11 protein-coding genes and 1 pseudogene are annotated in these 10623 nt (G+C 68.3%); 8 read left to right on the forward strand and 4 right to left on the reverse strand.

Annotated elements, in window-relative coordinates:
- The first annotated feature begins 14 nt into the window (after positions 1–14).
- Both ACZ6DL_RS05630 and ACZ6DL_RS05635 read left to right on the forward strand, forming a co-directional pair.
- Entirely contained in the window at positions 15–1139 is a 1125-nt protein-coding gene (locus ACZ6DL_RS05630; protein ID WP_466049196.1) for a LuxR C-terminal-related transcriptional regulator, read from the forward strand.
- Between the two features lie 75 nt (positions 1140–1214).
- Positions 1215–1889, forward strand: a complete 675-nt coding sequence (locus tag ACZ6DL_RS05635) for a PAS and ANTAR domain-containing protein (protein WP_466049197.1) — start codon at positions 1215–1217, stop codon at positions 1887–1889.
- Between the two features lie 213 nt (positions 1890–2102).
- On the opposite strand, the gene ACZ6DL_RS05640 is transcribed toward ACZ6DL_RS05635, so the two are convergent.
- Positions 2103–3104: a helix-turn-helix transcriptional regulator gene (locus tag ACZ6DL_RS05640; protein ID WP_466049199.1), complete on the reverse strand. Its 1002-nt coding sequence runs from the start codon at positions 3102–3104 to the stop codon at positions 2103–2105.
- 62 nt (positions 3105–3166) lie between these two features.
- On the opposite strand from ACZ6DL_RS05640, the pseudogene ACZ6DL_RS05645 reads away from it, so the two are divergent.
- Both ACZ6DL_RS05645 and ACZ6DL_RS05650 read left to right on the forward strand, forming a co-directional pair.
- A pseudogene (locus tag ACZ6DL_RS05645) lies at positions 3167–3751 on the forward strand (DinB family protein); the annotation flags it as partial.
- Complete coding sequence (locus ACZ6DL_RS05650) at positions 3737–4135, forward strand: RidA family protein (protein ID WP_084499039.1); 399 nt, start codon at positions 3737–3739, stop codon at positions 4133–4135. The pseudogene ACZ6DL_RS05645 and the gene ACZ6DL_RS05650, both read left to right, overlap by 15 nt.
- A 171-nt stretch (positions 4136–4306) precedes the next feature.
- Here ACZ6DL_RS05650 and ACZ6DL_RS05655 read toward each other — a convergent pair whose 3' ends face one another.
- From ACZ6DL_RS05655 to ACZ6DL_RS05665, 3 genes are all read right to left on the reverse strand, one after another.
- Entirely contained in the window at positions 4307–5485 is a 1179-nt protein-coding gene (locus ACZ6DL_RS05655) for a DUF3089 domain-containing protein (RefSeq protein WP_466049200.1), read from the reverse strand.
- A 143-nt stretch (positions 5486–5628) separates the two neighbouring features.
- Positions 5629–6390: a MerR family transcriptional regulator gene (locus ACZ6DL_RS05660; RefSeq protein ID WP_466049202.1), complete on the reverse strand. Its 762-nt coding sequence runs from the start codon at positions 6388–6390 to the stop codon at positions 5629–5631.
- A 41-nt stretch (positions 6391–6431) separates the two neighbouring features.
- Entirely contained in the window at positions 6432–7856 is a 1425-nt protein-coding gene (locus tag ACZ6DL_RS05665; protein ID WP_466049203.1) for a serine hydrolase domain-containing protein, read from the reverse strand.
- 306 nt (positions 7857–8162) lie between these two features.
- Here ACZ6DL_RS05665 and ACZ6DL_RS05670 point away from each other — a divergent pair, with 306 nt between their 5' ends.
- From ACZ6DL_RS05670 to ACZ6DL_RS05685, 4 genes are all read left to right on the forward strand, one after another.
- Positions 8163–8387, forward strand: coding sequence for a hypothetical protein (locus ACZ6DL_RS05670; RefSeq protein WP_040867268.1), 225 nt, complete (start codon positions 8163–8165; stop codon positions 8385–8387).
- 2 nt (positions 8388–8389) lie between these two features.
- On the forward strand, positions 8390–8575 hold the full coding sequence (locus ACZ6DL_RS05675) for a hypothetical protein (RefSeq protein WP_466049205.1): 186 nt from the start codon (positions 8390–8392) through the stop codon (positions 8573–8575).
- Positions 8576–8918: 343 nt separating this feature from the next.
- The gene (locus ACZ6DL_RS05680) at positions 8919–9752 is read left to right on the forward strand and encodes an MlaE family ABC transporter permease (protein ID WP_040867357.1); all 834 of its coding nucleotides are present in this window, start codon (positions 8919–8921) and stop codon (positions 9750–9752) included.
- Positions 9753–9754: 2 nt separating this feature from the next.
- On the forward strand, positions 9755–10618 hold the full coding sequence (locus ACZ6DL_RS05685) for an ABC transporter permease (RefSeq protein ID WP_466049206.1): 864 nt from the start codon (positions 9755–9757) through the stop codon (positions 10616–10618).
- Positions 10619–10623: the final 5 nt, after the last annotated feature.

Consider the following 10623-nt stretch of genomic DNA (forward strand, 5'->3'; position numbering starts at 1 on the left):
GCAGGATGACGAAGATGACCACGCCAACTCGGCGCGCCGTCGACGCGCTGTGCACCGGCATCGCGCAAGCGCCCGACGCGCACGCGCTGTTCGCCGAGACCTCCGGCCGGTTGCGTCGGATCACACCGTTCGACGCCGCTGTCTGGGTGGCCACCGATCCGATCAACGGGCTGACCACCGCGCCGGTGCGCGTGGAGAACCTGCACGAGGGCGGCTGCGGAACCTATTGGGAATCAGAGCTTTTCGCCGAGCATGTGAACCTCTTCCGCGATCTGGCGCTGGCCTCGGTGCCGGTGGCGGGGTTGCGGGAGGTGACCGGCGACCGGCCCACCCTCAGCCCGCTGTACCGAAGCTTCATGTGCCCGCGCGGTTTCGAGGACGAACTGCGTGCCGTGCTGCGAGTCGACGGGCAGCCGTGGGGGCAGCTGAGCCTGTTCCGGGAGCGCGGCCGCACGCCGTTCCGGGCCGCCGATATCGAGGTGGTCCACGCGCTGTCGACACCCATGGCCCGGCGGCTGCGCAGCTTCGCGCGGTCGTCGGAGCTACCGTGTGCGCCCCTCGCCGACGCGCCCGGCATGCTGCTGTTCGACCAGACCGGCGGGCTGGTGTCACTGAATGACGAGGCTCGTCACCTGCTCGCCCAGATGCCGCCCGGGCCGACGACGCCGACCGCCACCGGCATCGCGCTACCGCTGCCGGTCTGGATCCTCAGCACCGCGGGCCGGGCCCGATCGACCGGTGAGAACTCCCGCATCCGCATCCGCATCCGCTCCAGCACCGGCCGCTGGCTGGTCTGCCACGCCTCCTGCCTGCGCGACGCCGACGGGCGTCCCGGGATGACCGCGATGGTGATCGCACCGGCCAAACCCTCCGAGGTCATGTCCCTGGTGGTCGCCGCCTACGAGTTGACCCCCCGCGAACTGGAGGTCACCGAATTGATCGCCCGTGGCCTGGCCACCAGCGATGTCGCCGCTCAGCTCTTCCTATCCGCGCACACCGTCCGCGACCACGTGAAGGCCGTCTTCGAGAAGGTGGGCGTCGCCAGCCGCGGCGAACTCGTCGCCAAACTCTTCACCGACCACTACGAACCCCTCGCCGCCCGCGACACCGTTCGTGTGCTGGACGCTGGGGCGAGGTAGACGTGCCTGAGCGTTCGCCCGTCCGGCGCGCGAGATTTCTCATCCCCGGCGCCCGAGGGAGGGAATGATCGAGTGGTGACGAAGACGGCGCATCCTGGCAGCGGAAGCCAGGCGGAGACCGCCGACGGCGAGCGGCAGGAGCTGGAGACCATCGGAAGCTTCCGATTCTGGTTCGCCGACCACCGTTGGGAGTGGTCGGATCAGGTCGCGAGGTTGCACGGGTACGCGCCGGGGACGGTGGAGCCGACCACGGAACTGCTGCTGGCGCACAAGCATCCGGACGACCGCGCCACGGTCGCGGAGACGCTGGCCACGGCGGTGCGGACCGGTGAGCCGTTCTGCAGCAGGCACCGCATCATCGATGTGGCAGGCCAGGTGCATCACGTGCTGGTGGTGGGGGATCGATTGCACGACTCGACCGGCGCGACCGTGGGAACCACCGGCTATTACGTGGATCTGACCGGCCGGCTGGACGAGAACCGGCAGGAAGTGCTGAAGGAGACGCTGCCGGAGGTCGTGGCCGCACGGGAGGTCATCGAGCAGGCCAAAGGCGTCCTGATGTTCATCTACGGCATCAACGCCGAGCAGGCGTTCGGGGTGTTGCAGTGGCGCTCCCAGGAGACCAACACCAAACTGCGCGATCTGGCGGCCAAACTCGTCGCCGCGGTCGTCGCGCAGGGCGGCGGGCCGGTTCAGCAGCGCACCCGGTTCGATCATCTGCTGCTGACCGTCCACGAACGACCCGACTGAATCCGTGCGGTCCGGCGTGCAGATTCATCCGCGCCGGCTCGGCTGCAGCCCGACAGCATCCCGTTGACGGCCGTGCGAAGGTCGAGCGCCGGAGCGTGTCGATACCCCGCCCCCTCTTCGGCGGTCCGCTTCCCCGCGCTTTGTCGCCGGTGGGCAATAGGGCCCGCTGTGCTCGTTCGACCGGAGAGCGCAGGCGGCGCCCCGCGAGCCGGTTCACGACTCCTCGACCTCCGGCGGCGGTGCGATCGCCGCCCCGGCCGAGAGCAGCCGCTGCGCCAGCGCGCGACTGCGCCGCCCGAGTTCGGGAGGGTCGAGGATCTCGAAGTCGTGCCCCAGCAAGAGCATGTGCACGAGCACGATGTCGAGGCTGTCGTCGGCGCCGCTGAGCACTTCACAGAGTTCGCTGCCGCGTGGTCGCACCACCGCCGCCGACGCGGGGATCTGCGCGCGCACCGTGTCGGCGCGGGCGTGCACCAGGAAGCGGGCGCGATGCGGGTAGACCCGGCTCGCCACCCCTTCCTGCACGTAGGCCGCCGCCTCGGGCGCCGTGCGGGGGCGGAAACGCCACGTCCGTGCGCACACATCGGTCATCCGGTCCACGCGGAAGCTGCGCCAGTCGTCGCGATCGAGGTCGAAGGCCAGCAGGTACCAGCGGCGGTCGGAGGCGACCAGGCGGTAGGGCTCCACCCGCCGCCGTCGCATCTCGCTCCCGGCGGGGTAGTCGAAGCCCGCCTCCACCTCGTCGCGACAGGCTCTGGCCAGGGTCATGAGCACGCCGGGGTCGACCGGGGCGCGGCCTCCGCCGAAGGACTCCACCGCACCGGAGAGCGCGCGCACCTCGTGCCGCAACCGGGTGGGCAGGACCCGGTCGAGCTTGGCCAGCGCTCGGAGTGCGGCGGCATCGGCGCCCGCGACCGCGCCACCCGCGCCGACCAGCAGCGACACTGCCGTCACGATCGCTTCCTCGTCGTCTAGAAGCAGCGGCGGGAGGTCCTGCCCCCGGCCGAGCCGGTAACCGCCGCCGACACCTTGGTCGGCATGCACCAGGTAGCCGAGCGTGCGCAAGCGCTCGACATCGCGCCGGATCGTGCGCGCTGTGACGCCGAGCCGGTCGGCGAGTTCGGGCCCGGTCCAGACCTCGCGTTGCTGGAGCAACCCGAGCAGCGTCAGCACCCGCTCGGTCGTGCCCCGCTCGTCACCGCTCGCCGCCTCCATGCCGCTCAGCCTGCCAGAAATAGCGGACCGATTCTGTCCGCTGGGCATGTCAGGGTGGCGGCATGGACGCAGACGAACTCGACTGGAACAAGACGTTGCGCGAACAGTGGGAGTTCCACTGGACCCGGCAGCTCCGGCCCCGGCTCCAGGGCCTCACCGACGACGAGTATTTCTGGTCGCCGGTGCCGGACGCCTGGAGCGTGCGGCCGCGCGGCACTTCGACGGCGCCCGTGCAGGCCGGTGCGGGCGATTTCACGATCGACTTCGCCCTTCCCGAGCCGGTTCCCGCGCCGTTCACCACCATCGCCTGGCGACTCGGTCACGTCATCGTCGGCGTGCTCGCCGCGCGCAACGCGGCCCACTTCGGCGCGCAGGCGGCGTCGTACGAGACATGGGAGTACGCAGGCGACGCGGCCACCGCGCTCGACCAGCTCGAGGCCCAGATCGACACCTGGCTGGCCGGGGTGAGCAGTCTTGGACAGGCCGCCCTCCGGGAGCCGATCGGCGCGAAGGAGCCCTTTCCCGAGTTGCCCATGGCCGACCTGGTGCTGCACATCCACCGCGAGCTGATCCACCACCTGTCCGAGGTCTGCCTGCTGCGCGACCTCTACACCCACACCGGCCCCGCCACCATGAGGAGACCCGTGACCACGACGCATCTCGACCCCGAGGAACTGCACCGGAACCCGGCCTTCACGCAGGGCGTGATCGCACCCGCCGCCCGGACGCTGTATGTCGGCGGCCAGCTCGGCACCGACAGCACCGGAGAACTGCTCGACGGCATCGAAGCGCAAACCGTCCAGGCGATGCGCAACGTGCTGACCGTGCTCGCCGCCGCGAACACCGGTCCCGAGCACGTCGTCAAACTCACCATCTACCTGGTCGACGGAGTCGATGCCCAGGTGGGATACGCGGCGTCGCGATCGGTGTGGGGCGATCACCGCACCGCCATCACGGTCGTGTCCACCGCGGGACACGCCCGCCCCGGCGCACTCGTCGAAATCGACGCGATAGCGACAATCCCCGAATAGGACGGACTGCGAGTCGAGCCTGTGGCACCTGTCCGGCGGCACGCGGTGCGACCAGGGCCGGTGGGCGATCGGCGTCGCTCCGGACGGTGTGCGCCAGAACGGTGTCCCCGCCGACCCGCAACGGCTTTTCGCGCTCTTCCGGAGGTTTGCCGGCGGTCGCAGCTCGTACGTTCAGCGATGCCCGGCGCGATGGGCGCTGCTCTGGGACGCCACGATGCGAACCAGATCGCCGAGCGCGATCTCCACGTCGGTGAGGTGCAGACCCCAGGTCGCGTCCGGGACGGGGTACAGCTCGGGGCTGCCCGGTTCGGGAGTCGCCATCAGCGCCGTCGCGGCGTCGTCGCGCACGCACTGGAGCCGGTACTTCTCGGCGGGGACCAGCCACGGCGTCGGCGCGACGACGGCGGACGGCCCGTGGCGAAGCGCCACTTCGACGCCGAGCGGGCTGGGCACCGGATTGCTGCGGAGCACGGTCGCCGCGGTACGAGATTCGTTGCGGCTCAACGAGGCCGGATTGGTGCAGGCGATCTCGTAGCCGGGGCCGTACGGTCGTGGCAGCGGCTCCGGGGTCATCGGGTTGCGGCCGAATCGGCTGTCCGGCGGCGGGGTCGCGCCGAAGGTCTGCCAGGCGAGCACGCATCGCGTCTGCTCCTCGCCGCGGCACAGCGGCAGATACCGGAAGTCGCCGCCCACGTCACCGTGTTCGGGCACCACCACGTTGCCACCCAGCAGGATCGCCGACAGGATCCGGTCTCGTACCGCCTGCTGCGGTTCGATCTCCTCGCGGATCAGTTGGCGCAGCATGCGCGCGCCCTGCGAATGCCCGATCAGCACGACCGGCCGCCCGCTCTCGCGCTCCGCGAGGAACTGCCGCCACGCCCGCAGGACGTCTTCGTAGGCGATCCGCGACATCTGCGCGCGCTGCTCGGGGGTGTAGGTCCGCTCCGTCGCCAAGGCGGTCAGGGTCCGCTGCCGGTACACCGGCGCGAATACCTGACAGACCTGGGAGAATCGGGCCGCCTGCTGCTCGGCGACTGCCCGTACCTCCGGCGTCACGACGGTATCGGAGTTGGGCGTCGGCTCCGATGACACCGTCGGATACACATAGAAGCAGTCCACCCCCGGATCCTCGGCAGGCGCCGGGTCCTCGCGCACATCGGGTCGGCCCGCCTGGCGCACGGTCGTCGCCGTACTCCCCGCGCAGGGATCATCCACCCGATCCGGCCTGCACAACCACACGACACCGGCGTCATCGACGGTGTCTGCCGCCGCGCTCACCGACGACCCCGCCGCCAGTCCGACTCCGCACACGACGGCCGCGACCGCCCGCTGCCACCGACTGTCCCGCATCCCGCACACCTCACTGCTTCCGCGCCCGACCACGAGCGCCGGTCCGCGACACCGCGACCGGTGTTTCGGCGCTCTCGTCGGCGTCAGCCTAACGGCGATCGCACGCGACGGGACCTCGATCGCTCCGCGCGGTTACCGCCGCCTCAGCGGTCTCGAGGGGCGGATGTGCCGCCTCGGACTCCGGCCTCGTCTTTCATGAGCTGGGCGAGGCGGTCCCAAGCCGGTGACGAAGCTCCGGGGAGGGACTGCGCGGCCAATCGGGCCATGGCCGGGTCGGCGACGGGGCGGCTCTCGGATCGGCTGTGGTACTCGGCGAACCAGTTCCGGGTACGGGCCGCGAGGCCGGGGAGGCGGGGATCGTTCGGTGACCAGTCGTAGGCGGCGTCGTGATCGAGATAGAGGGCGCGGAACCCGGAATCGGCGATCAGCTCGCGTTTTTCGGTGATCCACCCGGCGGCGTCGTCGGGGGCGGCTGTTTGCATGAGGATCCAGCCGTCGCGTTCCAGCTGAACCTGGCGCTCGCTGACACCGAGGGCACGCAGGTCGTCGAGATACTCGGCGGCTTCCGGGGAGACGAACAGCCGGTCGCCGCCACGCAACTGGGCGAGTTGGTCACGGGTTCGCCGCAACTGCGCGATGCGGTCTTCGAGGTTGCGGTCGATCTCCGCGACGACTGCGGTGAGCGCGTCCGGATCGGCGGCGAGGAGTCCCTTGATCCGGGCGAGCGGCACGCCCGCATCGGCCAGGATCCTGATCTTCACCAGAACTATGGCGTCGCGGGCGGTGTAGCGCCGGTAACCGGACGAGTCGCGGTCCGGCTCGGCGAGCAGACCGCGCTCGTGATAGTGGCGGACGGCTTTGATGGTCACTCCGGCGTATTTCGCGAGCCGGCCGATCGTGATCATGCCCCACATCCTTCCACCGGGCGCCGATGCGCCGGGAACGGTCAGACCCTGCGGGTCAGGCGACCGCCGCCGTTGCGGAAACGCGCTCGGCCGTCGCGCACGTCGTGGTAGGAGACGAGCAGCAGGCGCAGGTAGCCGTCGAACGTCTCGATGGGGTATCCGGCGGGCGCGAACAGGCCGGGCCGGATCGGCACGTAGCGCTGCGCAGGGGCGGAGGTCCTACCGCCGGCGAACTCGGTGAAGATCCGCTCCTGCGATTCGTCCGCCGGTTCGTAGGTCACCCGCTCCTCGAGCTGACCTTCGACGACGCTCACGTCGACGCGCAGCTGATCGGAACGGTAGGTACCCACGTAGGGAGTCAGATCGATGTCCCGCGCCGATTCGGTGATCAGGGCGGGGATCCGGACGCGCAGATGTTCGCTCAGCAGCCATCGCAGGATCTGATCGTGCAGCATGATCGCGCCCGGTGTATTGCCGTAAGCGGTGAACACCAGGTCGTATTCGGGCACGACGCACAGGATGGACACGCCGCCCGGCGACGCGCCCGACATCGCCAGGACGGTCGTGTCACCGAATGGGTACCGCACCCACCCCAGGCCCATGGGCGGGACGTTCGGGGTGGCCATGTCGTGCGCGACCCGCTGCATCGACGCGGTCGACTCGGGCGACAGGACGCGCGCGCCGGAGGGGGACACACCGCCCGCCGAGTGGGTGCGCCCGAAGGCGAGCAGGTCGGCGACGGTGCCGATCGGCGTGCCACCGGCAGGCCCCCAGGTGTCGGGCAGCATGAACATGCCGGTGGGTCTGGCCGCCATGGTGTCCGGGTCCGGGAAGTGGCCGACAGCGGTGCTGCGCAGGATGGCCCGCTCGGCCGAGGTCGTGGAGTTCTCCATGCCGACGGGTGCGTAGATGTCGCGCTCGAGCAGGTCGGGGAAGGACAGGCCGGTCACCACTTCCAGCAGGCGGCCCGCCACGATCATGCCGCCGTTGGAGTAGCTGAGCTGCTCGCCGGGTTCGAACAGGATGCCGCAATTGCTCGCGAGGCCGTCGACGTAGGTCTTCAGGGCGTCGCGTCCTTCGGCATCCGGGAAGAACAAGTCGGCATCGATGCCGTTGGTGTGCGAGATCAGATGCCGCACCAGGATCTTGTCCGCCGCGCCCGGCGCGGTCAGGGCGAATTCGGGTAGATAACGCACCACCGGCGTGCCGAGGTCGAGAAGTCCGCGCTCGAGCTGCTGGAGGACCAGCGTTGTGGTCAGGACCTTGGTCACCGAGCCGAAGAGGAAGCCCGTGTCTTCGAGCATCGGTGCGCCGGTGGCGATGTTCGCGGTGCCGTGGGCGACGACGATCTGCTCGCCCGCGTGGTAGACGCCGGCGACGAATCCGGGCACATGGTTCGCCGCGCAGAAGTCCGCGGCCTGTTCGCGGATCCGGGTTTCGACGGTGCGCAGTGTGTTGCTGTTCATGCCGACCACCGTCCAACCTTGCCCCTGGGGCAAGGTCAAGGCCGGAGGGTGAAGTCCGGCTCGAACCATCGGAACCGATGACGCCGCACCGGTGGTGAGGCCCTTCGGCCGTCTGTCCGGGAGGCCCGGACCGCGCGATTGCTAGGGAGAATCGTCATCAACATAGTGGGCGCGATCGGCCGACGTCGAGGTCCTATTTCCTGCTCGAATCCGGCACTTAGGCGCCTGATTGCTGGAAATACTTCCGTTCCAATGAGAATTGTGACTAACATAGCTGCGGATCGAAGCGAAAGGATGCATCGACGCATGCTCAAGAGACTCGACCGGATACTCGGTTACGAGATGAAGGTCTCCGAGTTCCTCGGCACCCTCATCATCATCGGCGTTCCCTACGGGGTGGCGGGGGTGATCTGGACGCTCACCCACACCGGCCATCTCCGCGATATGCACGGCATCGACCTGGTGATGTCGTTCCTGGGATCCATCGTGTGCTGGCCGGTGCTCACCTTCTCGAATGTGTGCATGACCTGATGATGGCTGTGGTGTGGCTCATCGACGTTCTCGTGATCGTGGTGAAGATCCTCGGTGGGCGGATGAAGGTGAATCCCGTCCTTCGTGCCGGGATGTGGGTGGCTGTGCTCAGCCTCTTCCTGGCCGGCTGTGCGGTGCTCGTCGCACTGGTGGTGCTACTGCAGCGGTGGTTGGAGGGCCTCGCGTAGCGCGTCACCCGCCTGGTCCATCGGTGGACTAGTAGGAATGTACGATTACTTACCGTCTCGCGGAGGCCCGCTGTGAAGTGGGCATCTGCCTATGAGTCGGGCATACGCTCAGTTCAGGCCGGTGTCATTCGACTGGGCGTCGGCCCGGCGGATACCCGGGGCGGTAGTGGATCACGGAAGAAATAGTCAATCACTTATCCCTTGTATGACGTCTGTGCGGTGTGTAACACTTCACACGCTCCGCGCCATCGAGGGGGCGGCCGCTGGTGCGGCGGACGAGAATCGAAAGGAACGGCCACCAGTGACTGCCTCGCTGCGATCGCCTGCCGACAAGCCACCGCCACTGGAACCGGGCGAGATCGAGAAGTTGGTTGCCGGCGCTTCGGGATTGTGGCGACGCCACCCTCAACGCTCGCTGGAAACGCTGGGCCGTCAAGTCACGCTCGGCCGCGAAGCGATTGTCCAACTGTTCGTTTCGCTGGTCCGGGGACGATTTCCCTACCAGGAGTTCATCAAGCAGTGCGCGTTCATGGCCGGGGTGTCGGCGGCGCCGACGGTGTTCGTGGCCATTCCGATCGCCGTCGTGGTCTCCATCCAGGTCGGCGCTCTGGTGAATCAAGTGGGCGCCACGACATTCATCGGCGCGGTCGCGGGATTGGGCATCATCCGCCAAGGCGCGCCGTTGGTGTCGGCATTGATGGTCGCCGGTGCGGTCGGCTCGGCCATCTGTGCCGATCTGGGATCGCGCACCATCCGGGAAGAGATCGACGCGATGATGGTGATGGGGGTCGACCCGGTACGCCGCCTGGTCGCGCCCCGGCTCGCCGCGGCGGTACTGGTGAGCGTCTTGCTCTGCGGGTTCGTCGTCTTCGTCGGCTTCGCGACCGCCTATATGTTCAATGTGTACGCCCAATCCGGCACGCCGGGTTCGTTCATCAGCTCGTTCGCCTCCTTCGCGGTGGCGGACGACCTGATCATCGCCCTGGTGAAGGCCGCGATCTTCGGCGTGCTGACCGCGGTGATCGCCTGTGACATCGGTCTGCACGCGCACGGTGGTCCAGGCGGTGTCGCCAACGCGGTGAACTCGGCGGTGGTCAGTTCCGCGCTGATGCTGTTCGCCACCAACATCATTCTCACCCAGCTGTACAACACGTTGTTTCCGGCGAAGGTGGTGTGAGGGTGGCGAGCAGCTACACACCCCCGGCGCTGAAACCGCTGCGCACCGTCGGACGAGCCGCGCTGGCGCCGGTGCACGCCAATCAGCGCCTGGGGCACCAGGCCATCACATTCTTCCAGGCGCTCGCCGCCATCCCGTTCGTCCTGCGGCACTACCGCCGTGAGGTGACGCGGCTGACGGCCGATATCGGCTGGGGCAACGGCTCGCTCATCGTGGGCGGCGGCACGATCGGCGTCGTCGTCATCTTGTGCGCGTTCGGCGGGATCATCGTCGGCATGGAGTCGTTCACGGCGCTGAACCTCCTCACGATGTCGCCGCTCACCGGCGCGATCTCCGGCTTCGCCACCACCAGGGAACTCGCGCCCATTCTGGCGACCTTGGCCTTCGCGATTCAAGCGGGATGCAGATTCACCGCCCAACTCGGCTCCATGCGGATCTCCGAGGAAATCGATGCGCTGGAGTCCATCGCCATCCGCCCGCTTCCCTACCTGATCAGCACGCGCATGATCGCCTCCACCCTGACCATCATCCCGCTGTACAGCATCGGTCTCGCGACCGCCTACCTGGCCACCAAGATCACGGTGCTGTTCCTGGGCGGAACGGCGGCCGGTACCTACGATCACTACTTCTTCGAGTTCCTCATCGGCACGGACGTCTTCTTCTCCCTGCTCAAAGTGGTGGTGTTCGTGATGCTGTCGACGTTCATCCAGTGCTACTACGGCTATGTCGCCACCGGTGGCCCGGAAGGTGTCGGGGTCGCGGCCGGTCGTGCCATCAAGATGGTGATCGTCGTGATGGTGTTCGCCAATCTCTTCCTGACATTGACCATCTGGGGTATCGATCCCGGATTCCGGATCTCGGGGTAAGGCCG

The organism is Nocardia sp. NPDC041819 (assembly GCF_055590505.1).

Coding starts and splice junctions, on each gene's coding strand:
- ACZ6DL_RS05630 (WP_466049196.1), top strand. CDS start 15: ATGACCACGCCAACTCGGCGCGCCGTCGACGCGCTGTGCACCGGCATC.
- ACZ6DL_RS05650 (WP_084499039.1), top strand. CDS start 3,737: ATGAGGAGACCCGTGACCACGACGCATCTCGACCCCGAGGAACTGCAC.
- ACZ6DL_RS05660 (WP_466049202.1), bottom strand. CDS start 6,390: ATGATCACGATCGGCCGGCTCGCGAAATACGCCGGAGTGACCATCAAA.
- ACZ6DL_RS05670 (WP_040867268.1), top strand. CDS start 8,163: ATGCTCAAGAGACTCGACCGGATACTCGGTTACGAGATGAAGGTCTCC.
- ACZ6DL_RS05665 (WP_466049203.1), bottom strand. CDS start 7,856: ATGAACAGCAACACACTGCGCACCGTCGAAACCCGGATCCGCGAACAG.
- ACZ6DL_RS05675 (WP_466049205.1), top strand. CDS start 8,390: ATGGCTGTGGTGTGGCTCATCGACGTTCTCGTGATCGTGGTGAAGATC.
- ACZ6DL_RS05640 (WP_466049199.1), bottom strand. CDS start 3,104: ATGGAGGCGGCGAGCGGTGACGAGCGGGGCACGACCGAGCGGGTGCTG.
- ACZ6DL_RS05655 (WP_466049200.1), bottom strand. CDS start 5,485: ATGCGGGACAGTCGGTGGCAGCGGGCGGTCGCGGCCGTCGTGTGCGGA.